At 61.9% G+C, this 24,978-nt stretch carries 28 protein-coding genes; 27 read left to right on the forward strand and 1 reads right to left on the reverse strand.

Features of this window, described 5'->3' with window-relative positions; genetic code table 11:
• Window positions 1-287: 287 nt before the first annotated feature.
• The 7 genes from rpoB (at window position 288) to M1D32_RS06155 (ending at window position 12,913) form a co-directional block, all read left to right on the forward strand.
• Complete coding sequence (gene rpoB / locus M1D32_RS06125; RefSeq protein ID WP_458781428.1) at window positions 288-3,797, forward strand: DNA-directed RNA polymerase subunit beta; 3,510 nt, start codon at window positions 288-290, stop codon at window positions 3,795-3,797.
• 116 nt (window positions 3,798-3,913) lie between these two features.
• Window positions 3,914-7,813: a DNA-directed RNA polymerase subunit beta' gene (locus tag M1D32_RS06130; protein WP_163161886.1), complete on the forward strand. Its 3,900-nt coding sequence runs from the start codon at window positions 3,914-3,916 to the stop codon at window positions 7,811-7,813.
• A 388-nt stretch (window positions 7,814-8,201) separates the two neighbouring features.
• Window positions 8,202-8,576, forward strand: coding sequence for a 30S ribosomal protein S12 (gene rpsL / locus M1D32_RS06135; RefSeq protein WP_009358312.1), 375 nt, complete (start codon window positions 8,202-8,204; stop codon window positions 8,574-8,576).
• 1 nt (window position 8,577) lies between these two features.
• On the forward strand, window positions 8,578-9,048 hold the full coding sequence (gene rpsG, locus M1D32_RS06140; protein WP_026531948.1) for a 30S ribosomal protein S7: 471 nt from the start codon (window positions 8,578-8,580) through the stop codon (window positions 9,046-9,048).
• A 69-nt stretch (window positions 9,049-9,117) separates the two neighbouring features.
• Complete coding sequence (fusA, locus tag M1D32_RS06145; protein ID WP_256248265.1) at window positions 9,118-11,232, forward strand: elongation factor G; 2,115 nt, start codon at window positions 9,118-9,120, stop codon at window positions 11,230-11,232.
• A 263-nt stretch (window positions 11,233-11,495) separates the two neighbouring features.
• Window positions 11,496-12,686 carry an elongation factor Tu gene (gene tuf / locus M1D32_RS06150; RefSeq protein ID WP_163161890.1) on the forward strand — a complete coding sequence of 397 codons (1,191 nt, stop codon included), beginning with the start codon at window positions 11,496-11,498 and terminating at the stop codon, window positions 12,684-12,686.
• Between the two features lie 101 nt (window positions 12,687-12,787).
• Complete coding sequence (locus M1D32_RS06155; RefSeq protein WP_255470686.1) at window positions 12,788-12,913, forward strand: hypothetical protein; 126 nt, start codon at window positions 12,788-12,790, stop codon at window positions 12,911-12,913.
• 35 nt (window positions 12,914-12,948) lie between these two features.
• Here the strand turns inward: M1D32_RS06155 and M1D32_RS06160 are convergent, their stop codons facing one another.
• Window positions 12,949-14,388: a GH1 family beta-glucosidase gene (locus M1D32_RS06160; RefSeq protein ID WP_458781429.1), complete on the reverse strand. Its 1,440-nt coding sequence runs from the start codon at window positions 14,386-14,388 to the stop codon at window positions 12,949-12,951.
• Between the two features lie 387 nt (window positions 14,389-14,775).
• Here M1D32_RS06160 and rpsJ point away from each other — a divergent pair, with 387 nt between their 5' ends.
• From rpsJ to rplO, 20 genes are all read left to right on the forward strand, one after another.
• Window positions 14,776-15,084, forward strand: coding sequence for a 30S ribosomal protein S10 (gene rpsJ / locus M1D32_RS06165; RefSeq protein ID WP_003803825.1), 309 nt, complete (start codon window positions 14,776-14,778; stop codon window positions 15,082-15,084).
• 17 nt (window positions 15,085-15,101) lie between these two features.
• A complete protein-coding gene (gene rplC, locus M1D32_RS06170) occupies window positions 15,102-15,752 on the forward strand; it encodes a 50S ribosomal protein L3 (RefSeq protein ID WP_013601833.1) in 651 nt (216 codons plus the stop codon).
• Window positions 15,753-15,756: 4 nt separating this feature from the next.
• Window positions 15,757-16,380, forward strand: a complete 624-nt coding sequence (rplD, locus tag M1D32_RS06175; protein WP_458781430.1) for a 50S ribosomal protein L4 — start codon at window positions 15,757-15,759, stop codon at window positions 16,378-16,380.
• Window positions 16,377-16,682 (forward strand): 50S ribosomal protein L23, encoded by a 306-nt coding sequence (gene rplW / locus M1D32_RS06180; RefSeq protein ID WP_011692807.1) that lies wholly within the window; start codon window positions 16,377-16,379, stop codon window positions 16,680-16,682. Before rplD ends, rplW begins: the two co-directional genes overlap by 4 nt.
• A 29-nt stretch (window positions 16,683-16,711) precedes the next feature.
• On the forward strand, window positions 16,712-17,551 hold the full coding sequence (gene rplB, locus M1D32_RS06185) for a 50S ribosomal protein L2 (RefSeq protein WP_009358305.1): 840 nt from the start codon (window positions 16,712-16,714) through the stop codon (window positions 17,549-17,551).
• Between the two features lie 12 nt (window positions 17,552-17,563).
• Window positions 17,564-17,845 carry a 30S ribosomal protein S19 gene (gene rpsS / locus M1D32_RS06190; RefSeq protein ID WP_003803803.1) on the forward strand — a complete coding sequence of 94 codons (282 nt, stop codon included), beginning with the start codon at window positions 17,564-17,566 and terminating at the stop codon, window positions 17,843-17,845.
• Between the two features lie 38 nt (window positions 17,846-17,883).
• Window positions 17,884-18,249 carry a 50S ribosomal protein L22 gene (gene rplV, locus M1D32_RS06195; RefSeq protein WP_009358304.1) on the forward strand — a complete coding sequence of 122 codons (366 nt, stop codon included), beginning with the start codon at window positions 17,884-17,886 and terminating at the stop codon, window positions 18,247-18,249.
• On the forward strand, window positions 18,250-19,083 hold the full coding sequence (gene rpsC, locus M1D32_RS06200) for a 30S ribosomal protein S3 (protein ID WP_142038804.1): 834 nt from the start codon (window positions 18,250-18,252) through the stop codon (window positions 19,081-19,083).
• Window positions 19,084-19,500, forward strand: coding sequence for a 50S ribosomal protein L16 (gene rplP / locus M1D32_RS06205; RefSeq protein WP_050054315.1), 417 nt, complete (start codon window positions 19,084-19,086; stop codon window positions 19,498-19,500).
• Window positions 19,501-19,502: 2 nt separating this feature from the next.
• A complete protein-coding gene (gene rpmC, locus M1D32_RS06210) occupies window positions 19,503-19,832 on the forward strand; it encodes a 50S ribosomal protein L29 (protein ID WP_163161897.1) in 330 nt (109 codons plus the stop codon).
• Window positions 19,829-20,134 carry a 30S ribosomal protein S17 gene (gene rpsQ / locus M1D32_RS06215; RefSeq protein WP_104042537.1) on the forward strand — a complete coding sequence of 102 codons (306 nt, stop codon included), beginning with the start codon at window positions 19,829-19,831 and terminating at the stop codon, window positions 20,132-20,134. The genes rpmC and rpsQ overlap by 4 nt, the downstream gene beginning before the upstream one ends.
• Window positions 20,135-20,724: 590 nt before the next feature.
• A complete protein-coding gene (rplN, locus tag M1D32_RS06220; protein ID WP_009358299.1) occupies window positions 20,725-21,093 on the forward strand; it encodes a 50S ribosomal protein L14 in 369 nt (122 codons plus the stop codon).
• Window positions 21,094-21,096: 3 nt separating this feature from the next.
• Window positions 21,097-21,456: a 50S ribosomal protein L24 gene (rplX, locus tag M1D32_RS06225; protein WP_056626626.1), complete on the forward strand. Its 360-nt coding sequence runs from the start codon at window positions 21,097-21,099 to the stop codon at window positions 21,454-21,456.
• Complete coding sequence (gene rplE, locus M1D32_RS06230) at window positions 21,456-22,037, forward strand: 50S ribosomal protein L5 (RefSeq protein WP_066277862.1); 582 nt, start codon at window positions 21,456-21,458, stop codon at window positions 22,035-22,037. Before rplX ends, rplE begins: the two co-directional genes overlap by 1 nt.
• A gap of 94 nt (window positions 22,038-22,131) precedes the next feature.
• Window positions 22,132-22,530, forward strand: coding sequence for a 30S ribosomal protein S8 (gene rpsH, locus M1D32_RS06235; protein ID WP_050054318.1), 399 nt, complete (start codon window positions 22,132-22,134; stop codon window positions 22,528-22,530).
• 18 nt (window positions 22,531-22,548) lie between these two features.
• The gene (gene rplF, locus M1D32_RS06240) at window positions 22,549-23,085 is read left to right on the forward strand and encodes a 50S ribosomal protein L6 (protein WP_050054319.1); all 537 of its coding nucleotides are present in this window, start codon (window positions 22,549-22,551) and stop codon (window positions 23,083-23,085) included.
• A 2-nt stretch (window positions 23,086-23,087) separates the two neighbouring features.
• Entirely contained in the window at window positions 23,088-23,471 is a 384-nt protein-coding gene (gene rplR / locus M1D32_RS06245; RefSeq protein ID WP_163161903.1) for a 50S ribosomal protein L18, read from the forward strand.
• The gene (gene rpsE, locus M1D32_RS06250; protein ID WP_458781431.1) at window positions 23,468-24,190 is read left to right on the forward strand and encodes a 30S ribosomal protein S5; all 723 of its coding nucleotides are present in this window, start codon (window positions 23,468-23,470) and stop codon (window positions 24,188-24,190) included. The genes rplR and rpsE overlap by 4 nt, the downstream gene beginning before the upstream one ends.
• 2 nt (window positions 24,191-24,192) lie before the next feature.
• The gene (gene rpmD, locus M1D32_RS06255) at window positions 24,193-24,399 is read left to right on the forward strand and encodes a 50S ribosomal protein L30 (protein WP_142038794.1); all 207 of its coding nucleotides are present in this window, start codon (window positions 24,193-24,195) and stop codon (window positions 24,397-24,399) included.
• Window positions 24,400-24,891: a 50S ribosomal protein L15 gene (rplO, locus tag M1D32_RS06260; RefSeq protein WP_163161909.1), complete on the forward strand. Its 492-nt coding sequence runs from the start codon at window positions 24,400-24,402 to the stop codon at window positions 24,889-24,891.
• The last annotated feature ends 87 nt before the right edge of the window (window positions 24,892-24,978 follow it).

Raw genomic sequence — 24,978 nt, forward strand, 5'->3', positions numbered from 1 at the left:
CAGCCCGGAAAACCGGTGCTTGCAATCGGGCCGGATGTGGGGTAGACATGTAGGTTATTTTGCCGTATCGTAGATATTTGCGTCTTCCCTGTTTACCTTCAGCCTTCATATAGCGGTGGGCTTTCGCCTGGCAGCTGGCAATCAACGTGCCGTCAACAACGTCACTGCATTGCCAGCACCGGCCCCGGGTCATATAGCGGAACCGGATGGTAGCACTGCGGAGCATTCCGCAGGGTGCACAGCGGGGGAGATCTGAAAACGCCTGAAGGTCTGTGGAAGGATCCCTCTTGGTCGCCTCGAGCACCTCTAATAACGAAACCGCTAACACCGCCGACAGCACTGATGGTGCCACTCGCCGGCTCTCATTCGCAAAGATTCACGAACCTCTTGACGTTCCGAATCTGCTTGCCCTCCAGACGGACAGCTTCGACTGGCTGGTCGGAAACGAACGCTGGCAGGCACGCGTAGCGAAAGCTGTCGAAGAAAACGATCTTAGCGTCGCCACCACGTCCGGTCTCTCGGACATCTTCGAAGAGATCTCCCCGATTGAGGACTTCCAGGGCACCATGTCCCTGAGCTTCTCCGATCCGGAGTTCGCTGACCCGAAGTACACCATGGCCGAGTGCAAGGACCGGGACGCAACGTACTCGGCGCCGCTGTACGTCAAGGCCGAGTTCATGAACAACAACACGGGCGAAATCAAGCAGCAGACCGTGTTCATGGGCGACTTCCCGCTGATGACCGAGAAGGGTACCTTCGTGGTCAACGGCACCGAGCGTGTCGTCGTCTCCCAGCTGGTCCGTTCCCCGGGCGCCTACTTCGAGCGTGCCGCCGACAAGACCAGCGACAAGGACATCTTCACTGCGAAGATCATCCCGTCCCGCGGCGCCTGGTTCGAACTCGAAATCGACAAGCGCGACCAGGTCGGCGTTCGCCTCGACCGCAAGCGCAAGCAGTCGGTTACCGTCCTGCTGAAGGCCCTCGGCTGGACCGAAGGCCAGATCCTCGAAGAGTTCGGCCAGTACGACTCCATGCGGGCAACCCTGGAGAAGGACGCCACCGAAACGCGCGAAGACGCGTTGCTGGACATCTACCGGAAGCTGCGCCCGGGCGAGCCCCCCACCGTCGAGGCTGCCCAGTCCCTGCTGGACAACCTGTACTTCAACTCCAAGCGCTACGATCTGGCCAAGGTTGGCCGCTACAAGATCAACCGCAAGCTGGGCATCGACCGCTCCCTTGGCGACAAGGAAGCTTCGGTCCTGCATGTTGAAGACATCGTGGCCATGATCAAGTTCCTCGTCGCGCTACACGCCGGCGAGAAGACCATCAAGGGCACCCGCGATGGCCAGGAGGTGGACCTGCGCGTTGAAATCGACGACATCGACCACTTCGGCAACCGCCGCATCCGCGCCGTCGGCGAGCTCATCGAGAACCAGGTCCGCACCGGCCTGTCCCGTATGGAGCGCGTTGTCCGCGAGCGTATGACCACCCAGGACGTTGAGGCCATCACGCCCCAGACCCTGATCAACATCCGCCCCGTGGTTGCAGCCATCAAGGAGTTCTTCGGAACCTCCCAGCTGTCGCAGTTCATGGACCAGAACAACCCGCTCTCGGGCCTGACCCACAAGCGCCGCCTGTCGGCACTGGGCCCCGGTGGTCTGTCCCGTGACCGCGCCGGCATGGAAGTCCGTGACGTCCACCCGTCCCACTACGGACGTATGTGCCCCATCGAAACCCCTGAAGGCCCGAACATTGGTCTGATCGGTTCGCTGGCATCCTACGGACGCATCAACCCCTTCGGCTTCATCGAGACGCCGTACCGCCTGGTCAAGAACGGCGTCGTTTCCGACGACGTCCAGTACCTGACGGCCGACGACGAGGCTGAGGTGCTGATCGCCCAGGCCAACGCGCCGTTGGACGAGAACAAGAAGTTCGCCGAAGACACCGTGCTGGTGCGTGCCCGTGGTGGTGGAGGCGAGCCTGTGCTCGTTCCCGCCGAGGACGTCGAGTTCATGGACGTTTCCCCGCGCCAGATGGTGTCCGTGGCTACCGCCCTGATTCCGTTCCTCGAGCACGACGATGCCAACCGTGCACTCATGGGTGCCAACATGCAGCGCCAGGCCGTGCCGCTGGTCCGTTCCGAGGCCCCGTTCGTGGGCACCGGCATGGAGCGCGCCGCAGCCGTCGACGCCGGTGACGTTGTCATCGCGAAGAAGGCCGGTGTGGTCACCGAGGTTTCCGCCGAGCTCGTCATCATGCTCAACGACGACGGCACGGAGACCAACTACCGCATCAACAAGTTCGCCCGCTCCAACCAGGGCAACTGCTACAACCACCGTGTCCTGGTGAACGAAGGCCAGCGCCTGGAAGTTGGCGGCATCATCGCCGACGGCCCGGCAACGGACCAGGGCGAGCTCGCCCTCGGCAAGAACCTGCTCGTGGCATTCATGTCATGGGAAGGCCACAACTTCGAGGACGCCATCATCCTCTCGCAGCGCATCGTTGCCGAGGACGTTCTTTCCTCCATCCACATCGAGGAGCACGAGATCGATGCCCGCGACACCAAGCTTGGTGCCGAGGAAATCACCCGTGACATCCCCAACGTGTCCGAGGAAGTACTGGCAGGCCTGGACGAGCGCGGCATCATCCACATCGGTGCCGAGGTCGAAGCAGGGGACATCCTGGTTGGAAAGGTCACCCCCAAGGGTGAAACCGAACTGACCCCGGAAGAGCGCCTGCTGCGCGCCATCTTCGGTGAGAAGTCCCGCGAAGTCCGCGACACCTCCCTGAAGGTGCCCCACGGCGAGTCCGGCACCGTCATCGGCGTGCGCGTCTTCGACCGCGACAACGACGACGAGCTGCCCCCGGGCGTGAACCAGCTGGTCCGCGTCTACGTGGCTGCCAAGCGTAAGATCACCGACGGCGACAAGCTCGCCGGCCGCCACGGCAACAAGGGTGTTATCTCCAAGATCCTCCCGATCGAGGACATGCCCTTCCTTGCCGACGGCACCCCCGTTGATATCGTCCTGAACCCGCTGGGTGTCCCGGGCCGTATGAACGTGGGCCAGGTGCTTGAAACGCACCTCGGCTGGGTTGCCAAGACCGGTTGGAAGATCGAAGGCGAGCCCGAGTGGGTCAAGCAGCTGCCGAACCTGCCGCGCGAGAGTGGCCAGACCACGGTTGCAACGCCTGTGTTCGACGGCGCCCGCGAAGAGGAAATCACGGGCCTGCTGGACTCCACCAACGTGACCCGTGACGGCGAACGCCTGATCGACTCCTCCGGCAAGACCCGTCTGTTCGACGGCCGCTCCGGCGAGCCGTTCCCGGATCCGATCTCGGTCGGCTACATGTACATCCTGAAGCTCCACCACTTGGTGGACGACAAGATCCACGCGCGCTCCACCGGCCCGTACTCCATGATCACGCAGCAGCCGCTGGGTGGTAAGGCACAGTTCGGTGGCCAGCGCTTCGGTGAAATGGAAGTGTGGGCGCTCGAAGCTTACGGCGCTGCCTACACGCTCCAGGAACTCCTCACGATCAAGTCTGATGACATCCACGGTCGTGTGAAGGTCTACGAAGCCATCGTCAAGGGCGAGAACATCCCCGAGCCGGGCGTTCCTGAGTCCTTCAAGGTCTTGATCAAGGAAATGCAGTCGCTGTGCCTGAACGTGGAAGTCCTCTCCACGGACGGAACCACAATTGAAATGCGTGACTCTGATGACGCAGTCTTCACGGCTGCGGAGGAACTGGGTATCGATCTGTCCCGTGCAGAGCCCAGTTCCGTAGAAGAGGTCTAAGGAGGCGTACCGGGAAAGCGGTGGCGCCACCCGCGCTGTCCCTTCCCGGTACCTCACCTTCCTCATCCCGCACCCAAGACTTCAGAATTTAGAGAACAAGAGAGAACAGGGACCATATGTCCAGCGAATCCTCCTTCGGCCTCATGCAGATCGGCCTCGCCACCGCGGAAGACATCCGCGGCTGGTCTTACGGCGAGGTTAAGAAGCCGGAAACCATCAACTACCGCACCCTCAAGCCCGAGAAGGACGGACTCTTCTGCGAGAAGATCTTCGGCCCGTCCCGGGACTGGGAATGCTACTGCGGCAAGTACAAGCGCGTGCGCTTCAAGGGCATCATCTGTGAGCGTTGTGGCGTCGAAGTCACCCGCGCCAAGGTCCGCCGCGAACGCATGGGCCACATTGAACTGGCCGCACCCGTCACACACATCTGGTACTTCAAGGGTGTTCCCTCCCGCCTGGGCTACCTCCTTGACCTGGCACCGAAGGACCTCGAAAAGGTCATCTACTTCGCCGCCTACATGATCACCAGCGTCGACGAGGCTGCCCGCCACGAGGAACTGCCCAACCTGCAGGTTGAGCACGACATCGAGAAGAAGCAGCTGATCGACAACCGCGACTCCGACATCGCGGCGATCGCCCGGGACCTCGAAGGCGAAATTGCCCGCCTTGAGGGCGAAGGCGCTAAGGCTGCCGACAAGAAGAAGGCCCGCGACTCCGCCGACCGCCAGATGGCCAACGTGCGCAAGCGCGCCGACGCCGACATCGAGCGCCTCGAGCAGGTCTGGGACCGTTTCAAGAACCTCAAGGTCGCCGACCTCGAAGGTGACGAAGGCCTGTACCGCGAACTGCGCGACCGCTACGGCATGTACTTCGAAGGCTCCATGGGTGCCGAAGCGATCAAGAAGCGTCTTGAAAGCTTCGACATGCAGGCCGAGTCGGACCTGCTGCGCGACATCATCGCCAACGGCAAGGGCCAGCGCAAGACCCGTGCCCTCAAGCGCCTCAAGGTGGTCAACGCGTTCCTGACCACCAACAACAGCCCGCTTGGCATGGTCCTCGACGCCGTCCCGGTGATCCCGCCGGAACTGCGCCCCATGGTCCAGCTGGATGGTGGCCGTTTCGCGACCTCCGACCTCAACGACCTGTACCGCCGTGTGATCAACCGCAACAACCGCCTCAAGCGCCTGCTTGACCTGGGTGCTCCGGAGATCATCGTCAACAATGAGAAGCGCATGCTTCAGGAAGCTGTTGACAGCCTCTTCGACAACGGCCGCCGCGGCCGTCCGGTCACCGGACCGGGCAACCGTCCGCTGAAGTCCCTGAGCGACATGCTCAAGGGCAAGCAGGGCCGTTTCCGCCAGAACCTCCTCGGCAAGCGCGTCGACTACTCCGGCCGTTCGGTCATCGTCGTCGGCCCGCAGCTGAAGCTGCATCAGTGCGGCCTGCCCAAGCAGATGGCGCTGGAGCTCTTCAAGCCGTTCGTGATGAAGCGCCTGGTTGACCTCAACCACGCCCAGAACATCAAGTCGGCGAAGCGCATGGTGGAGCGGTACCGTCCGCAGGTCTGGGACGTGCTGGAAGAGATCATCACCGAACACCCGGTGCTGCTCAACCGTGCACCTACCCTGCACCGCCTCGGCATCCAGGCGTTCGAGCCGCAGCTTGTTGAAGGTAAGGCAATCCAGCTCCACCCGCTGGTTTGTGGCGCCTTCAACGCTGACTTCGACGGCGACCAGATGGCAGTCCACCTGCCGCTGAGCCCCGAGGCCCAGGCTGAGGCCCGCATCCTGATGCTGTCCTCGAACAACATCCTGAAGCCCTCCGACGGACGCCCGGTCACCCTGCCTTCGCAGGATATGATCATCGGCCTCTACCACCTGACCACCAAGCGTGTTGGGTCAGCCGGCGAAGGCCGCGTCTTCGGTTCGGTTGCGGAAGCCATCATGGCGTTCGATGCCCGCGAGCTGCACCTGAACTCGCAGGTCAAGATCCGCCTCGAAGGCTTCGTGCCCTACGCCGGCTGGGAAGCTCCGGAAGGTTGGGAGCCGGGTCAGCCCGCGCTCGTCCAGACCTCCCTGGGCCAGGTCCTCTTCAACGAGACCCTGCCCGAGGACTACCCGTGGGTTGAGGCTGTTGCCGACAAGGGCGAGCTGTCCCGCATCGTCAACGACCTTGCGGAGCGCTACCCGAAGGTTGTCACCGCGGCAACGCTGGACAACCTGAAGGATGCCGGTTTCTACTGGGCTACCCGTTCAGGCGTCACCGTCGCCATCTCGGACATCGAGGTTCCGGCCGCGAAGCCGGCCATCCTCGCCGGTTACGAGGAGCGGGCTGCGAAGATCCAGGGCCAGTACGACAAGGGCCTGATCGACGACGATGAGCGTCGCCAGGAACTGATCGAGATCTGGAACAAGGCAACCAACGAAATCGCCCAGGCGATGCGTGACAGCCTGTCGCCGATGAACACCATCAACCGCATGGTGTCCTCCGGTGCACGTGGTAACTGGATGCAGGTCCGCCAGATCGCGGGTATCCGTGGCCTGGTGGCCAACCCGAAGGGTGAAATTATTCCCCGTCCCATCAAGTCCTCCTACCGTGAGGGCCTGTCGGTTCTGGAATACTTCATCGCCACGCACGGCGCCCGTAAGGGTCTTGCTGACACAGCTCTGCGCACCGCCAACTCGGGTTACCTGACCCGTCGTCTGGTGGACGTGTCCCAGGACGTCATCGTCCGCGAAGAGGACTGCGGCACCGAGCGCGGCCTGGTCACGCCCATCGCCGTCGCCGATTCCAACGGCGAGCTGGTGCTGGACGAGAACGTCGAGAACAGCGCGTACGCACGTACGCTCGCCGTCGACGTCGTGGACTCCGAGGGCAACGTCCTCGCAGCCGCCGGCACCGACTGCGGTGACGTGGTGATCGCCGAGCTGTTCGCGGCCGGCATCACCGAGGTCAAGGTCCGCTCCGTACTCACCTGTGAGTCCAGCGTCGGCACCTGCGCCCTTTGCTACGGCCGTTCGCTGGCCACCGGCAAGACCGTGGACATCGGCGAGGCCGTGGGCATCATCGCCGCGCAGTCCATCGGTGAGCCCGGTACCCAGCTGACCATGCGTACGTTCCACACCGGTGGTGCTGTCTCCGCCAGCGGCGGCGACGACATCACCCAGGGTCTGCCCCGTATCCAGGAGCTCTTCGAAGCCCGTACTCCGAAGGGTGTTGCACCGATTGCAGAAGCAGCCGGCCGCATCACCATCGAAGAGTCCGAGCGCCAGATGCGCCTGGTCATCACTCCTGATGACGGAACCGAAGAGATCGCCTACCCGGTCCTGCGCCGTTCACGCCTGCTGATCGAGGATGGCGACCACGTCACCGTCGGCCAGAAGCTGATCAACGGACCGGTGGATCCCAAGCAGGTCCTGCGCATCATGGGTCCGCGTGCGGCACAGAAGTTCCTGGTGGACGAAGTCCAGGGCGTGTACCGCAGCCAGGGCATCGGTATCCACGACAAGCACGTCGAGGTTATCGTCCGCCAGATGCTGCGCCGCGTCACGGTCATCGAGTCCGGCGAATCGGACCTGCTGCCCGGCGAGCTCGCCGAGCGCAGCCGCTTCGAGGACGCCAACCGCCGTGTTGTGTCCGAGGGCAAGACTCCGGCTTCCGGACGTCCTGAGCTCATGGGCATCACCAAGGCGTCGCTGGCCACCGAGTCCTGGCTGTCCGCAGCTTCCTTCCAGGAGACCACCCGCGTCCTGACGCAGGCGGCCATGGAAGGCAAGAGCGACCCGCTGCTCGGCCTCAAGGAGAACGTGATCATCGGTAAGCTGATCCCGGCCGGCACGGGCCTCCCGCGCTACACCGAGGTCACCGTCGAGCCCACTGAAGAAGCAAAGGCCAATCTGTTCACCGGCCCCAGCGCATTCAGTGACTTCTCGTACGACACCCTGGGCGGCGACGGAGCTCCTGAGTTCCACGCCATCCCGCTGGATGACTACGACCTGGGCAACGACTTCCGCTAACCCCGGACGCGCCTGACGCAAGGATGGTCCTTCACCGCAAGGTGGGGGACCATCCCCGTTTAACCCCGCCGATTAAGGGGTGGAGGCCGTCCGTGCTAGACTTGTTACCAATTGTTATTGTGGCAGTGGATGAGTGCGCCGGTTCCAGCTGAAAGGCTGAACCAGAGCGACGTTTCCGGTTTGCAGGGTTCTTGTGCAACGTATGCCACATTTTTGCATGCCTAGGGACCGTTGAAGACGCGAGTCAGGTCATTCCCTGCGTATGCGATCCGACTATTAAGGCTTCGCCTTCGCCGCCTTGGAGATCTTCTTCAAGGCCCAGGCGGCGGGGCAACGCAAAGGAGAGTGGCCGGAAGCGGCCACTCCGGATAAAACGGAGAACACGAGAGTGCCTACGATTAACCAGCTGGTCCGTAAGGGCCGCACGCCTAAGGTCTCAAAGACCAAGGCCCCCGCGCTTAAGGGCAGCCCCATGCGCCGCGGTGTTTGCACCCGCGTTTACACCACCACCCCGAAGAAGCCGAACTCGGCTCTGCGTAAGGTGGCACGTGTGCGCCTCAACGGCGGCGTTGAAGTAACCGCCTACATCCCCGGTGTGGGACACAACCTGCAGGAGCACTCCATTGTGCTCGTTCGCGGTGGTCGTGTGAAGGACCTCCCGGGTGTCCGCTACAAGATCGTCCGTGGCGCCCTCGATACCCAGGGTGTCAAGAACCGTAAGCAGGCACGCAGCCGCTACGGCGCAAAGATGGAGAAGAAGTAATATGCCTCGCAAGGGTCCGGCCCCCAAGCGGCCGCTCGTACTAGATCCCGTTTACGGCTCCCCGCTGGTTACCCAGCTCATCAACAAGGTGCTCGTTGACGGCAAGAAGTCCACGGCAGAGCGCATCGTCTACGGTGCCCTCGAAGGCGCCCGCGCCAAGTCCGGCGGCGACCCCGTGGCAGCCCTCAAGAAGGCCATGGACAACGTCAAGCCTTCCCTCGAGGTCCGCTCACGCCGCGTCGGCGGCGCCACCTACCAGGTTCCGGTTGAGGTCAAGCCGGGCCGCTCCACCGCACTCGCCCTGCGCTGGCTGGTCGGCTACTCCAAGGCCCGCCGCGAAAAGACGATGACCGAGCGCCTCCAGAACGAAATCCTGGATGCCTCCAACGGTCTCGGTGCCGCTGTGAAGCGTCGCGAAGACACCCACAAGATGGCCGAGTCCAACAAGGCCTTCGCACACTACCGCTGGTAATACTTCCCGTACGCCGCCGGCTCAACCGAGCCGGCGGCGAACGTGTAGTCCATCCCAAAAGGAGACCCCGTGGCACAGGACGTGCTTACCGACCTTAGTAAGGTCCGCAACATCGGCATCATGGCCCACATTGATGCCGGAAAGACCACCACCACCGAGCGCATCCTGTTCTACACGGGTGTGAACCACAAGATCGGCGAAACGCACGACGGCGCTTCGACCACTGACTGGATGGAACAGGAAAAGGAACGCGGCATTACCATCACGTCTGCCGCCGTGACCTGCTTCTGGGAAAACAACCAGATCAACATCATCGACACCCCCGGCCACGTTGACTTCACCGTAGAGGTTGAGCGCTCCCTGCGCGTCCTCGACGGTGCCGTCGCCGTCTTCGATGGCAAGGAAGGCGTTGAGCCGCAGTCTGAGACCGTTTGGCGCCAGGCTGACAAGTACAACGTCCCACGCATCTGCTTCGTCAACAAGATGGACAAGCTCGGTGCCGACTTCTACTTCACCGTAGACACCATCATCAGCCGCCTGGGCGCCAAGCCGCTCGTTATGCAGCTCCCCATCGGTGCCGAGAACGACTTCATCGGCGTCGTGGACCTGCTTTACATGCGCGCACTGGTGTGGCCCGGCGATGCCAAGGGTGACGTCACCATGGGTGCTAAGTACGAGATCCGCGAGATCCCGGCTGACCTCCAGGAAAAGGCCGAAGAGTACCGCGCAGCGCTCGTTGAGACCGTTGCAGAGTCCTCCGAGGAACTCATGGAGAAGTACCTCGAGGGTGAAGAGATCTCGATCGACGAGCTCAAGGCCGGCATCCGCAAGATGACGATCAACTCCGAGCTCTACCCGATCTTCTGCGGTTCCGCGTTCAAGAACCGTGGCGTTCAGCCGATGCTCGATGCAGTTGTCGACTACCTGCCGAACCCGCTCGACGTCCCTCCGATGGTCGGCCACGATCCTCGCGACGAAGAGAAGGAACTGACCCGCAAGCCGTCCTCCGAAGAGCCGTTCTCCGCACTGGCCTTCAAGATTGCTGCGCACCCGTTCTTCGGCCAGCTCACCTTCATCCGCGTGTACTCCGGTCACGTGGAAGCAGGCGCCCAGGTGGTCAACTCCACCAAGGGCAAGAAGGAGCGCATCGGCAAGCTGTTCCAGATGCACGCCAACAAGGAAATGCCCGTTGAGGGTGCTACCGCCGGCCACATCTACGCAGCCATCGGTCTGAAGGACACCACCACGGGTGACACCCTGTGCGACTCCGCCAACCAGATCGTCCTCGAGTCCATGAGCTTCCCGGAGCCCGTGATCTCGGTTGCCATCGAGCCGAACACCAAGGGTGACCAGGAGAAGCTCTCCACGGCCATCCAGAAGCTCTCCGCTGAGGATCCCACCTTCCAGGTGTCCCTCAACGAAGACACCGGCCAGACCATCATCGCCGGCATGGGCGAGCTCCACCTGGACATCCTGGTGGACCGCATGCGCCGCGAATTCAAAGTCGAGGCCAACGTTGGTAAGCCCCAGGTTGCCTACCGCGAGACCATCAAGCGTGCCGTGGAACGTCACGACTACACGCACAAGAAGCAGACCGGTGGTTCGGGTCAGTTCGCAAAGATCCAGATTGCGATCGAACCGCTGGACACCGCCGAGGGCGAGCTGTACGAGTTCGAGAACAAGGTCACCGGTGGCCGCGTTCCCCGCGAGTACATCCCTTCGGTTGACGCTGGTATCCAGGATGCGCTGAACGACGGCGTCCTGGCCGGTTACCCGGTTGTGGGCATCAAGGCCACGCTGGTTGACGGCGCGTACCACGATGTTGACTCCTCGGAAATGGCGTTCAAGATCGCCGGCCGTATGGCTTTCAAGGAAGCTGCACGCAAGGCGAACCCTGTTTTGCTCGAACCGCTGATGGATGTCGAGGTCCGCACCCCTGAGGAATACATGGGTGAAGTTATCGGTGACCTCAACTCCCGCCGTGGCCAGATGCAGTCCATGGAAGATGCACAGGGCGTCAAGGTCATCCGTGCGCACGTTCCGCTGTCCGGCATGTTCGGCTACATCGGTGACCTGCGCTCAAAGACCCAGGGCCGCGCTGTGTACTCCATGACGTTCAATAGCTACGCCGAGGTCCCGAAGGCAGTTGCCGACGAGATCATCCAGAAGACCCGCGGCGAGTAGTCTTCGGACTTTCGAAGCGAACAAACCCGGGTGTGCTTCCGTTTGATGGAGGCCGCCTGGTGCAGGTGGCCGGTTTTCCGGTCGGACGCAGTCCGGTCAAGCCGGAATCCGGCCACCTGCACGAACAGGCTCGAGGGACTAGTATTAGTTCCTGAATCTGCAATTTCACCAATCCAAAGCCCCCCAAGTAGACTTACCTGAGTTTCTGCCGCGACAAGCGCGGCTGAAGGGTATGTCATTTGAAAACGTTCTAGGAGGAACCTGTGGCAAAGGCAAAGTTCGAGCGGACTAAGCCGCACGTTAACATCGGCACCATTGGTCACGTTGACCACGGTAAGACGACGTTGACGGCCGCCATTTCCAAGGTGCTGTACGACAAGTACCCGACTCTCAACGAGAAGCGTGACTTCGCGTCGATTGACTCTGCTCCCGAAGAGCGTCAGCGCGGCATTACCATCAACATCTCCCACGTTGAGTACCAGACCGAGAAGCGCCACTACGCACACGTAGACGCCCCCGGTCACGCTGACTACATCAAGAACATGATCACCGGTGCTGCACAGATGGACGGTGCAATCCTCGTGGTTGCCGCCACTGACGGCCCGATGGCACAGACCCGCGAGCACGTTCTGCTCGCCCGCCAGGTTGGTGTTCCCTACCTGCTGGTCGCACTGAACAAGTCCGACATGGTTGACGATGAGGAACTGCTGGACCTCGTTGAAATGGAAGTTCGTGAGCTCCTGAGCTCGCAGGGCTTCGATGGCGACGAAGCACCGGTTGTCCGCGTTTCCGGCCTCAAGGCTCTGGAAGGCGACCCGGAGTGGGTCAAGTCCGTTGAGGACCTGATGGCTGCTGTTGACGAGTCTGTTCCGGACCCCGTACGTGACCGTGACAAGCCGTTCCTGATGCCGATCGAGGACGTCTTCACCATCACCGGCCGTGGCACCGTTGTTACGGGCCGCGCCGAGCGTGGAACCCTCGCCATCAACTCCGAGGTCGAGATCGTCGGCATCCGCCCGGTCCAGAAGACCACGGTTACCGGTATCGAGATGTTCCACAAGCAGCTCGACGAAGCATGGGCCGGCGAGAACTGTGGCCTCCTGCTCCGCGGTCTGAAGCGCGATGACGTAGAGCGTGGCCAGGTTGTCGTCAAGCCGGGTTCCATCACCCCGCACACCGACTTCGAGGCTAACGTCTACATCCTCTCCAAGGACGAAGGCGGACGTCACAACCCGTTCTACTCCAACTACCGCCCGCAGTTCTACTTCCGTACCACGGACGTAACCGGCGTTATCACCCTGCCCGAGGGCACGGAAATGGTTATGCCTGGCGACAACACTGAGATGACCGTTGCGCTCATCCAGCCCATCGCCATGGAAGAGGGCCTCGGCTTCGCAATCCGCGAAGGCGGCCGCACCGTTGGTTCAGGACGCGTTACCAAGATCAACAAGTAATTTTTGTTGAACTGAAGAACAGCCCCGCTGCTACTGCAGCGGGGCTGTTCTTTTTGGTTAACCCCTGCCTGATACTGTTGCTGGACCGAAAGGAGTTCATCATGGGATGGCTTATTTTTCTGATCATCGCGGTCGCCGTGGTTGCCGGTGTGTTCTGGGCCAAGAAGCACTTCCGCCACGAAATCGACCGCGCCAAGCGGATCAACCGGGCGAACAAGAACCAGTAGTTGATGGGGCCCCTGCGTCGGGCGGACGTCAGGGGCTACGCTTCCGCTTTGTTGTGACGTGCCCGGCTGAGCGCCTGGTACCAATAAAAGGACTGCTTGGGCGTACGCTCCAGCGTTTCGAAGTCCACGTGGACCAGCCCGAAGCGCTGGGAGTAGCCGGCTGCCCACTCGAAGTTGTCCATCAGGGTCCACACATAGTAGCCGCGCAGGTCCACGCCGGACGCGATTCCGCCCGGTGACGTGGCCTCCAGCGCAGCGCCCAGATGGGTAGCCAGGTACTGGACCCGTTCCTCATCCTGGAGGGCGCCTGACACCCGCTCGGGCTCGGGGAAACTGGCGCCGCCTTCGGTGATGTATACCGGGGGGAGGGCAGCCCCGTACCGGTCCTGGAGTTCTTTGAGCAGGATGCCCAGGTGCCCAGGAGCCACAGGCCAACCGAAGCCCGTGTGGTCAAACTCCGGGTAGCCCACCTCATGGAAGGGGAGCCTGGCTACCGCCTTGTGTGTGTTGGCAGGAATAGGCGTCACCCCGCGGCCCAGCGCAACCTTTACCGGGAAGTAGTAGTTGAGGCCGTAGAAGTCCAGTGGCTGGTGGATGGATTTCAGGTCCGCGTCGGAAATCCGGCCGATGGACCGCAGCCACGGCCTCGCGTAAGCCGGCAGGGTGGGGTAGCGGCCCAACAGGACGGGGTCGGCGTAGATCCTGTTCATCAGCAGGTCGTAGAGGTTGGCGACCAGCCGGTCGCCGATTTTCCGGGACGCAGGGCGGACGGGTGCGTGCAGGTTGGTCACGCCCACCGTGCCGGTTACACCGGCCGCCCGCAACGCCTGGACGCCGAGCCCGTGGGCCAGGAGTTGGTGGTGGATCGAGGGAAGCGCATCGAACATCAGTGCGTGGCCGGGCGCATGGACCCCCAGGGCGTAGCCGTTCAGGGTCACGGACACCGGTTCGTTCAGCGTTACCCACTGCGCCACTCGGTCACCGAATCGTTCGGCGGCCACTGCCGCATACTCGCCAAACCGTTGCGCGGTTTCCCGGTTCATCCACCCGCCCCGGTGCTCCAGGGGCAGGGGAGTGTCCCAGTGATAGAGGGTGGCCATGGGGGAAACGCCGGCGGCCAGCAACTGGTCGAGCAGGCGGTCGTAGAAATCCAGGCCCTCCGGGTTGAAGCTTCCCCGGCCGTCCGGCTGGATCCGCGGCCAGGATAGTGAAAAGCGGTAGGAATCCACCCCCAGCTCCTGCAGCAGCGCCACATCCTCGGGAAGTCTGTTGTAGTGGTCGCACGCCATCGCGGGGGAGTGGCCGTCCATGATGGTCCCGGGCTTCTCGGCGAAGGCATCCCATCCGGACGGTCCGCGGCCGCCTTCAGTCAGGGCGCCCTCAATCTGGAACGCCGCTGCCGCGACGCCAAGAGTGAACGACGGCGGCATGCGGCTGGCCAGTTCGGTCACGGATTCGGTGCTCTCCAGCGTCATGCCCCTATCATCCATTCCGATGTTGCCGAAGGCAATGACCCCTCGAACCGGCCCAGGGAGAGGGCCAATTCGCTTCTGGCGCCAAATTCCGGCATACTAGATGAGTTGTTCAAGCGCTTCTTCGTGTCCCGATCCGGATAATGCCGGGTGCCAGGGTCCAAGTGGAAGACCAAACATAACCCCCTCCCCATGGAATTGCGGATTTGTATGCGTGCCAAGCGCGACACGCCCGACCGCGGGGGTCGGTTACGTCGGCAAGGTGAGGAACCCGGATCCATCCGGATTCAGTTTGTGCGGCGGGTGGTAGTTACGACTTCAAATGCTTCGGCAGCCACATACAACAGGTAAGTAAACAGAGCAGCATTTACTGAAAGAGAGTCAGGCGACATGGCGGGACAAAAAATCCGCATCCGGCTGAAGTCATACGACCACGAGGTCATTGACGTTTCAGCACGGAAGATCGTTGAGACGGTCACGCGCGCAGGCGCAACGGTAGTCGGCCCCGTGCCGCTGCCGACGGAGAAGAACGTGTACTGCGTCATCCGCTCTCCGCACAAGTACAAGGACAGCCGCGAGCACTTCGAAATGCGCACGCACAAGCGTCTTATCGACATCATCGATCCCACGCCGAAGGCTGTTGACTCGCTCATGCGTCTCGACCTGCCGGCAGACGTGAACATCGAAATCAAGCTGTAGGGAGGTGCTGAGAGACTATGACCGCAACCCGTAACGTAAAGGGCCTGCTGGGCACGAAGCTCGGCATGACCCAGGTCTGGGACGAGAACAACAAGCTCATCCCCGTCACTGTGGTCCAGGCAGATTCGAACGTCATCACCCAGCTGCGCAACGCAGAAGCTGATGGCTACGTAGCCGTACAGATCGGCTACGGCCAGATCGATCCCCGCAAGGTCACCAAGCCGCTGGCTGGTCACTTTGAGAAGGCAGGCGTCACGCCTCGCCGCCACGTCGTCGAACTCCGTACCGCAGATGCTGCTGAGTACGAGCTGGGCCAGGAGCTCTCCGTAGAGGTCTTCGAAGCCGGCCAGAAGATCGACGTCATCGGCACCACCAAGGGTAAGGGCTTCGCCGGTGTTATGAAGCGTCACGGCTTCCACGGCGTTGGAGCTTCCCACGGTGCCCACAAGAACCACCGTAAGCCCGGTTCAATCGGTGGCGCATCCACCCCGAGCCGCGTCTTCAAGGGCATGAAAATGGCCGGCCGCATGGGCGCCGTTCGTCACACCACGCTGAACCTCACGGTTCACGCGGTTGACGTCGAGAAGTCGCTGCTCCTTATCAAGGGTGCCGTTCCCGGCGCCCGCGGCCAGGTCGTACTCGTACGCACCGCCGTGAAGGGAGCCTAGTTAAATGGCTAACACTGTCCAGGTTGACCTGCCTGCAGAGATCTTCGACGTTCAGACCAACGTGCCGCTGCTGCACCAGGTTGTCGTTGCCCAGCTCGCTGCTGCTCGCCAGGGTACCCACAAGACCAAGACCCGCGCTGAAGTTTCCGGTGCAGGACGCAAGCCGTTCAAGCAGAAGGGCACCGGCCGCGCCCGTCAGGGTTCCATCCGTGCTCCTCACATGACCGGCGGTGGCATTGTCCACGGTCCCACCCCGCGTGACTACAGCCAGCGCACCCCTAAGAAGATGATTGCTGCTGCACTGCGCGGCGCACTGTCTGACCGGGCGCGTAACGGACGCATCCACGTTGTTGCCGAACTGGTTGAGGGCTCCAAGCCGTCCGCCAAGGCTGCACTTGCAACGCTGCGCGGCGTTTCCGACCGCAAGAACCTGCTGGTTGTCATCGAGCGCGCCAACGATGTTGCTGCACTGTCCGTGCGCAACCTCGCCGGTGTTCACGTTCTGTACGCAGACCAGCTGAACACCTACGACGTTCTCGTGTCTGATGACGTTGTCTTCACCAAGGCTGCCTACGAAGCATTCGTTGCCGGCAAGGCAGTGGCAAAGAACGAGGAGGATGCCAAGTGAGTGCAGCCACCATCAAGGATCCCCGCGACGTCGTGCTTGCGCCCGTCGTGTCGGAAAAGAGCTACGGCCTGATCGACGAGGGCAAGTACACCTTCCTGGTGGACCCCCGGTCGAACAAGACCGAGATCAAGCTGGCCGTGGAGAAGATCTTCTCCGTCAAGGTCGAATCGATCAACACCATCAACCGTGCCGGTAAGCGCAAGCGCACCAAATTCGGATGGGGTACCCGCAAGAACACCAAGCGTGCGATTGTCACCCTCAAAGAAGGCACTATCGACATCTTCGGCGGTCCGCTCGCGTAGCGGAGACCACTTTAACGAGGAAATAAATTATGGGAATCCGTAAATACAAGCCGACTACCCCGGGCCGTCGCGGCTCGAGCGTAGCGGACTTCATCGAAATCACGCGGTCGACGCCGGAAAAGTCGTTGGTACGTCCGCTGCCCAAAAAGGGCGGCCGTAACAACACCGGTAAGATCACCACCCGTCACAAGGGTGGCGGACACAAGCGCCAGTACCGTCTGATCGACTTCCGTCGCCACGACAAGGACGGCGTTGACGCCCGCGTTGCTGAAATTGAGTACGATCCGAACCGCACGGCTCGCATCGCCCTCCTGCACTACGTTGATGGCACCAAGCGTTACATCATCGCGCCGAACAAGCTGTCCCAGGGTGACTTCGTAGAGGCAGGTGCCAACGCTGACATCAAGCCTGGCAACAACCTGCCCCTGCGCAACATCCCCGTGGGTACCGTTATCCACGCAGTTGAACTGCGTCCGGGTGGCGGTGCCAAGATGGGCCGTTCCGCCGGTGCATCCATCCAGCTCGTCGCCAAGGAAGGCCGCTTCGCCCAGCTGCGTCTGCCTTCCGGTGAAATCCGCAACGTTGACGTGCGCTGCCGCGCAACCGTCGGCGAGGTGGGCAACGCCGAGCAGTCGAACATCAACTGGGGCAAGGCCGGCCGCATGCGCTGGAAGGGCGTTCGCCCGACCGTCCGTGGTGTCGCCATGAACCCGGTTGACCACCCGCACGGTGGTGGCGAGGGTAAGACGTCCGGTGGACGTAACCCCGTCAACCCGAACGGTCAGCGGGAAGGCCGCACCCGCCGCCCCAACAAAGAGAGCGACAAGCTTATTGTTCGTCGCCGTCGTACTGGCAAGAACAAGCGATAGGAGCCTGGACACATGCCACGCAGCCTGAAAAAAGGTCCTTTCGTTGACCAGCACCTCTTTGTGAAGGTAGCCAGGGAAAACGAAAAGGGCACCAAGAACGTCATCAAGACCTGGTCACGCCGTTCGATGATCATCCCCGACATGCTCGGGCACACGATCGCCGTACACGACGGACGCAAGCACATTCCGGTGTTTGTTACTGAGTCGATGGTCGGGCACAAGCTCGGCGAATTCGCTCCCACGCGGACATTCCGCGGCCATGTCAAGGACGACCGTAAGGGCAAGCGCCGCTAGGCGCCTGCACTTACGTCAAAGACGAGAGAAGGAAAGCAATGGAAGCCAAGGCAATTGCGCGCCACATCCGCGTAACGCCTATGAAGGCCCGGCGCGTCGTCAACCTTGTTCGTGGTTTGCAAGCGAATGAGGCTCTGGCAATTCTGAAGTTTGCCCCGCAGGCAGCTTCGGAGCCGGTATTCAAGGTAGTTCAGTCGGCAATCTCCAACGCCCGGGTCCTCGCGGACCGCGACGGCGTGGCGTTTGACGAAGGCGACCTCATCATCAGCGAAGCGTTTGTTGATGAAGGCCCGACCATGAAGCGGTTCCAGCCGCGTGCCCAGGGTCGTGCATTTCAGATCAAGAAGCGCACCAGCCACATCACCGTGGTAGTCGCTACCCCGGAGAAAGAGGAGGCTCGCTAAGTGGGACAGAAAGTAAACCCGCACGGGTTCCGACTCGGCATCACCACCGATCACGTATCGCACTGGTTCGCTGACAGCACCAAGGCCGGCCAGCGGTACAAGGACTTCGTTCGCGAAGACATCCGTATCCGCCAGCTCATGTCCACGGGCATGGAGCGCGCCGGTATCGCCAAGGTTGAGATCGAGCGCACCCGTGACCGTGTCCGCGTGGACATCCACACGGCCCGCCCGGGCATCGTCATCGGCCGCCGTGGAGCAGAAGCAGACCGCATCCGCGGCGAGCTCGAAAAGCTCACCGGCAAGCAGGTCCAGCTGAACATCCTCGAGGTCAAGAACCCCGAGATGGAAGCACAGCTTGTTGCCCAGGGCGTTGCTGAGCAGCTGACTTCACGTGTGGCTTTCCGCCGCGCGATGAAGAAGGCCATGCAGTCCGCGCAGCGTGCAGGTGCCAAGGGCATCCGTATCGCCTGCTCGGGTCGACTGGGTGGCGCTGAAATGTCCCGCTCGGAGTTCTACCGCGAAGGCCGTGTGCCCCTGCACACCCTCCGCGCGAACATCGACTACGGCTTCTACGAAGCCAAGACCACCTTCGGCCGCATCGGTGTGAAGGTTTGGATCTACAAGGGTGACGTCACCGCCAAGGAACTGGCCCAGCAGGCCGCTTCCGCCCCGTCCCGTGGCCGCGGTCCCAGCGACCGTCCGGGCCGCCCGGGTGGCGCTGACCGTGGTGACCGCCGCCGTCGCAACGACCGTCCGGCCGCTGACGCAGCTCCTGCTGCCGAGGCTCCGGCAGCTGAAGCTGCTGCTCCGGCAGCAGAAGGAGGACAGGCTTAAATGCTTATCCCACGTCGAGTCAAGCACCGTAAGCAGCACCACCCGGGTCGTTCCGGCGCTGCTACGGGCGGCACCAAGGTCACTTTCGGTGAGTACGGTATCCAGGCCCTGAGCCCGGCATACGTCACAAACCGTCAGATCGAATCCGCCCGTATTGCAATGACCCGCCACATCAAGCGTGGCGGTAAGGTCTGGATCAACATCTACCCGGACCGTCCCCTCACCAAGAAGCCTGCCGAAACCCGCATGGGTTCCGGTAAGGGTTCACCGGAATGGTGGGTCGCAAACGTCAAGCCGGGTCGGGTTCTCTTTGAGATCTCCGGCGTCGAAGAATCGGTAGCACGCGAGGCCCTGCGCCTGGCAATCCACAAGCTCCCGTTGAAGGCACGCATTCTGCGTCGCGAAGGTGGTGAATAGAAATGGCAGTAGGATCCAAGGATCTGGCTCCCGCACAGCTGGACGGTTTCGACAACGAGCGTCTCGTTGAAGAACTCCGCAAGGCCAAGGAAGAGCTGTTCAACCTGCGTTTCCAGTCCGCCACCGGACAGCTGGAGAACCACGGTCGTCTGCGCGCGGTAAAGAAGGACATCGCCCGCATCTACACCGTTCTCCGTGAGCGCGAGCTGGGCATTCGTGCCGAGGTTGCCGCACCGGTTGTGGAAGCCAAGGAAGAAAAGAAGTCCAAGAAGGCAGCAACCAAGAAGGCCGACAAGGCTGAAACGGTTGAGACCGAGGAGGATGCCAAGTGAGTGAAAAGGACGAGAACGTGACGGAAACTGCTACCGCAGCCACGGCTGAGCAGCGCGGTTACCGCAAGACGCGTCGCGGCTACGTGGTCTCTGACAAGATGGAAAAGACCATCGTTGTCCAGGTTGAAGACCGCGTGAAGCACGCCCTGTACGGCAAGGTCATCCGCCGTACCTCCAAGGTCAAGGCCCACGACGAAGAGAACACCGCCGGCATCGGCGACCTCGTTGTCATCGCTGAGACCCGTCCGCTGTCCGCCACCAAGAACTGGCGGCTCGTGGAGATCCTCGAGAAGGCCAAGTAGCACCTGCTGCTTCGGTATCCGGAAGCCCCTGCTCCCCTTGGGAGTGGGGGCTTCCGCGTTAACAGCCACGCCGGCCGCAACGCTGGGCGGCGCTTTTGGGGACCGGACGACGGCGGTGGCGCGTCTTACCGGGGGAGGGGCACCCAAGGTGGGCCAAAAGGCTGCCGTGCGTGGCGCCGTCGTCCCCCTCGACGCTCTCTCACTTCTCTCAGGAAAGTGAGAGAGCGTCAACCGGAAAGGCGCATTAAGTGAGAGAGCGTCCCAGGGCGGGGCGTGACGCCGTCGTCCGTCTTGCGGGGGAGCGGCGGCGATGATATGGGGATGAGCGGAAAACGTGCTAGGATATTGAGTTTGTATGGCGCCTTCAGTGTGCCGACATCAACCTCGTAAACAAGCGTGCCACGGCATAGTGCCCCCTTGCGCCCAGGATCTCCTGGACCGGATGGGAGCAACTGCTTCTGGCACGGGCGTTTAGGCCTGGTCTGGCAAAATCCAGGCAGGTCAAGAGACACCCCGATCAACCGTTCCGCAAGGCTCATTCCGTAGGAAGATTTTCGGTCTGAGAACCGGCGCGACGCAAGGAGTAAATAGTGATTCAGCAGGAGTCGCGACTCAAGGTCGCCGACAACACGGGTGCTAAGGAAATCCTTACCATTCGCGTTCTCGGTGGATCCGGCCGTCGCTACGCAGGCATCGGTGACGTCATTGTCGCCACCGTCAAGGATGCAATCCCCGGCGGCAACGTAAAGAAGGGCGATGTTGTCAAGGCAGTCATCGTCCGTACCAAGAAGGAACGCCGCCGTGCGGATGGTTCCTACATCAAGTTTGACGAGAACGCAGCTGTGATCCTGAAGGGTGACGGTGACCCCCGCGGTACCCGTATCTTCGGGCCGGTTGGTCGTGAACTGCGTGACAAGAAGTTCATGAAGATCGTTTCTCTGGCTCCGGAGGTGCTCTAGTCCATGGCTAAGATCAAGAAGGGTGACCTGGTTCAGGTCATCACTGGCGCCAAGGCTGAGCGCGGCGGCGACCGCGGCAAGCAGGGCAAGGTCCTGCGCGTGTTCCCCGAGACCAACCGCGTGCTGGTCGAAGGCATCAACCGCGTAACCAAGCACACCAAGGTCGGTCAGTCGCAGCGCGGCACCAAGACCGGTGGCATTGAAGTTGTTGAAGCTTCGATCCACATTTCCAACGTGGCTCTGGTTGACCCGTCCACCAAGAAGCCCACCCGCGTCGGTTTCCGCACCGAGACCGTTGAGCGCAATGGCGTGAAGCGTGAAGTGCGCGTGCGCGTGGCCAAGAGCTCAGGGAAGGACATCTAATGACTGAGACTCTCGAGACTCCGGCAACGAAGATCGTTCCTCGTCTGAAGACCAAGTACGCCGAATCCATCAAGAGCACGCTCATTGAGGAATTCAAGTACGAAAACGTCAACCAGGTTCCGCGCCTCGTGAAGGTCGTTGTGAACATGGGTGTTGGAGATGCCGCCAAGGACTCCAAGCTGATCGACGGCGCTGTCCGCGACCTCACCCAGATCACCGGCCAGAAGCCGCAGGTAACCAAGGCCCGCAAGTCGATCGCTCAGTTCAAGCTGCGCGAAGGCATGCCCATCGGTGCACACGCTACCCTGCGTGGCGACCGCATGTGGGAATTCCTGGACCGTCTGGTCACCCTCGCACTGCCCCGTATCAGGGACTTCCGTGGTCTCTCCGGCAAGCAGTTCGACGGTAACGGCAACTACACCTTCGGTCTGACCGAGCAGGTTATGTTCCACGAAATCGACCAGGACAAGATCGACCGCGTCCGCGGTATGGACATCACGGTTGTCACCACTGCCAAGACCGATGACGAAGGCCGTGCGCTGCTTAAGGCGCTTGGTTTCCCGTTCAAGGCCGAAGACTAATCTAACTACGTAAAAGGTCCGGCGGTCCGGCTCCTGAATCCGTTCAGGAAAGCAGCACCGCGGAAACCGTTATGAGGAAGGGCAAGAGCCCACAATGACAATGACAGATCCTGTCGCAGACATGCTTACGCGTCTGCGCAATGCAAACTCGGCATACCACGATTCCGTGTCCATGCCGTACAGCAAGCTCAAGGCACGCGTTGCTGACATCCTCAAGGCCGAAGGCTTCATCGCCGGCTGGAAGGAAGAAGACGCTGAGGTTGGCAAGAAGCTGACCATCGAGCTCAAGTTCGGACCGAACCGCGAGCGTTCAATCGCTGGTGTTCGCCGTATTTCCAAGCCGGGACTGCGCGTTTACGCAAAGTCCACCAACCTGCCGCACGTGCTGGGTGGCCTGGGTGTCGCAATCCTGTCCACCTCTTCCGGCCTCCTGACTGACAAGCAGGCCGGCAAGAAGGGCGTGGGCGGCGAAGTCCTCGCTTACGTCTGGTAACGGGAAAGGAAGAGAATAATGTCACGTATTGGACGTCTCCCCATCACCGTTCCTGCCGGCGTTGAGGTCAAGGTTGACGGCTCTGTCGTCAGCGTCAAGGGTTCCAAGGGCGAGCTGAACCACACTGTGGCCAGCCCGATCGAGGTCACCCTGGATGCAGACACCCTGACTGTCGCCCGCCCGAACGACGAGCGCGCCTCCCGTTCACTCCACGGCCTGACCCGCACCCTGATCTCCAACATGATCGAGGGCGTTACCAAGGGCTACGAGAAGAAGCTTGAAATCGTCGGTACCGGTTACCGCGTTCAGGCCAAGGGATCTGACCTTGAGTTCGCTCTCGGCTTCAGCCACCCGGTCAATGTCTCCGCACCGGAGGGCATCACCTTTGCAGTTGAGACCCCGACCAAGCTCTCTGTTTCAGGTATCAACAAGCAGCAGGTCGGCGAGGTTGCTGCCAACATTCGCAAGCTGCGGAAGCCGGACCCCTACAAGGGCAAGGGCATCCGTTACGCCGGCGAAGTCATCCGCCGCAAGGTCGGAAAGGCTGGTAAGTAACCATGGCCATCTCAATTAACAAGAAGCGTACGAACAAGAGCAAGTCTGCCCAGCGCAGCCGCCGCCAGCTTCGTATCCGTAAGCGCATCTCCGGTACGGCTGTACGTCCTCGTCTGGTCGTCAACCGTTCCGCACGCCACGTATTCGTCCAGGTTGTCGATGACACCAAGGGCCTGACCGTAGCGAGCGCCTCCACTCTGGAAGCCGACCTTCGTGCATTCGACGGCGACAAGACTGCCAAGGCCAAGCGCGTTGGCGAACTCGTCGCAGAGCGTGCCAAGGCTGCCGGTATCGAAGCTGTTGTCTTCGACCGCGGTGGTAACAAGTACCACGGCCGGATCGCCGCCGTCGCTGACGGTGCACGTGAAGGTGGGCTGTCACTGTGACGGAAGCAAACAAGGAAAAGGACACTGTGTCTGCAGATCAGAAGGCTACTGAAACCGTAGCTGCCGCTGAGACCACTGCCCCCGCAGCTGCCGACGACCGCCGTGGTGGCGCTCGTCGCGGTGAGCGTGGCGACCGTGGCCAGGGCCGCGGCGACCGTGGTGGCCGTGGCGGCCGCGACGGCGGCCGTGAGGCCGAGAAGAGCCAGTTCGTAGAGCGCGTTGTCACCATCAACCGCGTCTCCAAGGTGGTCAAGGGTGGTCGTCGCTTCAGCTTCACCGCCCTGGTCGTCGTCGGTGACGGCAACGGCATGGTCGGCGTTGGCTACGGCAAGGCTAAGGAAGTTCCTGCCGCAATCGCGAAGGGCGTAGAAGAGGCCAAGAAGTCCTTCTTCCGCGTTCCCCGCGTTGGCAGCACCATCCCGCACCGCGTCCAGGGTGAGGCTGCTGCAGGCGTCGTTATGCTGCGTCCGGCTTCCGCCGGTACCGGTGTTATCGCCGGTGGCCCGGTCCGTGCAGTACTGGAGTGCGTGGGCATCCACGACATCCTCTCCAAGTCGCTCGGTTCCTCCAACGCCATCAACATCGTTCACGCGACCGTTGATGCCCTGAAGCGCCTCGAAGAGCCGGCAGCAGTGGCAGCACGCCGCGGCCTGCCCCTCGACGAGATCGCTCCGCCGGCACTGGTGAAGGCTCTCCTGAACTCGAAGGCGGGTGTCTAGTTATGGCTAAGAACCTGATTCCCTCCGACGCCCAGTTGGAGATCACTCAGATCAAGTCCGCCATTGGCGGCAAGCAGAACCAGCGCGACACCCTGCGGTCCCTCGGCCTGAAGCGGATCGGACACACCGTTGTCCGCACCGCCGACGCCGTCACCGTGGGAATGCTCAACACGGTTCCGCACCTGGTACAGGTAGAGGAGGCGAAGTAAATGGCAGAGAACACTGCTGACAAGGCACAGAGCGCCGCTGCTGAGAAGCAGAACGCCCTGAAGGTTCACCACCTGCGTCCCGCCCCGGGTGCCAAGACCGCCAAGACCCGCGTTGGTCGTGGTGAAGGCTCCAAGGGTAAGACCGCCGGTCGTGGCACCAAGGGTACTGCAGCCCGCTACCAGGTCAAGGCTGGCTTTGCCGGCGGCCAGCTGCCGCTGCACATGCGCCTGCCGAAGCTGCGCGGCTTCAAGAACCCGTTCCGGGTTGAGTTCCAGGTTGTAAACCTGGACAAGCTCAACGAGCTGTTCCCGGAAGGTGGCGCAGTCACCGTGGAGAACCTGGTCGAAAAGGGTGCCGTTCGCAAGAACCAGCCCGTCAAGGTGCTGGGCACCGGTGACATCACCGTCAAGGTTGACGTCACCGCCCACGCATTCTCGGCCAGCGCCGCTGAAAAGATTGCTGCAGCAGGCGGAAGCACCACCGCTCTCTAGAGCCGGTGGGCGCCAAGCCCGTTGTTGAACTCCCGGTCTCCGGGGCCCAGGCCCTGGAGACCGGGAGTTTTTCACATCCGTCGGGCG

This window comes from Arthrobacter sp. D3-16 (assembly GCF_054408515.1).

What these genes read in the sequence shown, in the direction of transcription:
- M1D32_RS06130 (WP_163161886.1), top strand. Translation starts at nt 3,914, where the DNA reads ATGTCCAGCGAATCCTCCTTCGGCCTCATGCAGATCGGCCTCGCCACC.
- rpsG (WP_026531948.1), top strand. Translation starts at nt 8,578, where the DNA reads ATGCCTCGCAAGGGTCCGGCCCCCAAGCGGCCGCTCGTACTAGATCCC.
- M1D32_RS06155 (WP_255470686.1), top strand. Translation starts at nt 12,788, where the DNA reads ATGGGATGGCTTATTTTTCTGATCATCGCGGTCGCCGTGGTTGCCGGT.
- M1D32_RS06160 (WP_458781429.1), bottom strand. Translation starts at nt 14,388, where the DNA reads ATGACGCTGGAGAGCACCGAATCCGTGACCGAACTGGCCAGCCGCATG.
- rpsJ (WP_003803825.1), top strand. Translation starts at nt 14,776, where the DNA reads ATGGCGGGACAAAAAATCCGCATCCGGCTGAAGTCATACGACCACGAG.
- rplC (WP_013601833.1), top strand. Translation starts at nt 15,102, where the DNA reads ATGACCGCAACCCGTAACGTAAAGGGCCTGCTGGGCACGAAGCTCGGC.
- rplD (WP_458781430.1), top strand. Translation starts at nt 15,757, where the DNA reads ATGGCTAACACTGTCCAGGTTGACCTGCCTGCAGAGATCTTCGACGTT.
- rplB (WP_009358305.1), top strand. Translation starts at nt 16,712, where the DNA reads ATGGGAATCCGTAAATACAAGCCGACTACCCCGGGCCGTCGCGGCTCG.
- rpsS (WP_003803803.1), top strand. Translation starts at nt 17,564, where the DNA reads ATGCCACGCAGCCTGAAAAAAGGTCCTTTCGTTGACCAGCACCTCTTT.
- rplV (WP_009358304.1), top strand. Translation starts at nt 17,884, where the DNA reads ATGGAAGCCAAGGCAATTGCGCGCCACATCCGCGTAACGCCTATGAAG.
- rplP (WP_050054315.1), top strand. Translation starts at nt 19,084, where the DNA reads ATGCTTATCCCACGTCGAGTCAAGCACCGTAAGCAGCACCACCCGGGT.
- rpmC (WP_163161897.1), top strand. Translation starts at nt 19,503, where the DNA reads ATGGCAGTAGGATCCAAGGATCTGGCTCCCGCACAGCTGGACGGTTTC.
- rplX (WP_056626626.1), top strand. Translation starts at nt 21,097, where the DNA reads ATGGCTAAGATCAAGAAGGGTGACCTGGTTCAGGTCATCACTGGCGCC.
- rplE (WP_066277862.1), top strand. Translation starts at nt 21,456, where the DNA reads ATGACTGAGACTCTCGAGACTCCGGCAACGAAGATCGTTCCTCGTCTG.
- rpsH (WP_050054318.1), top strand. Translation starts at nt 22,132, where the DNA reads ATGACAATGACAGATCCTGTCGCAGACATGCTTACGCGTCTGCGCAAT.
- rplF (WP_050054319.1), top strand. Translation starts at nt 22,549, where the DNA reads ATGTCACGTATTGGACGTCTCCCCATCACCGTTCCTGCCGGCGTTGAG.
- rplR (WP_163161903.1), top strand. Translation starts at nt 23,088, where the DNA reads ATGGCCATCTCAATTAACAAGAAGCGTACGAACAAGAGCAAGTCTGCC.
- rpmD (WP_142038794.1), top strand. Translation starts at nt 24,193, where the DNA reads ATGGCTAAGAACCTGATTCCCTCCGACGCCCAGTTGGAGATCACTCAG.
- rplO (WP_163161909.1), top strand. Translation starts at nt 24,400, where the DNA reads ATGGCAGAGAACACTGCTGACAAGGCACAGAGCGCCGCTGCTGAGAAG.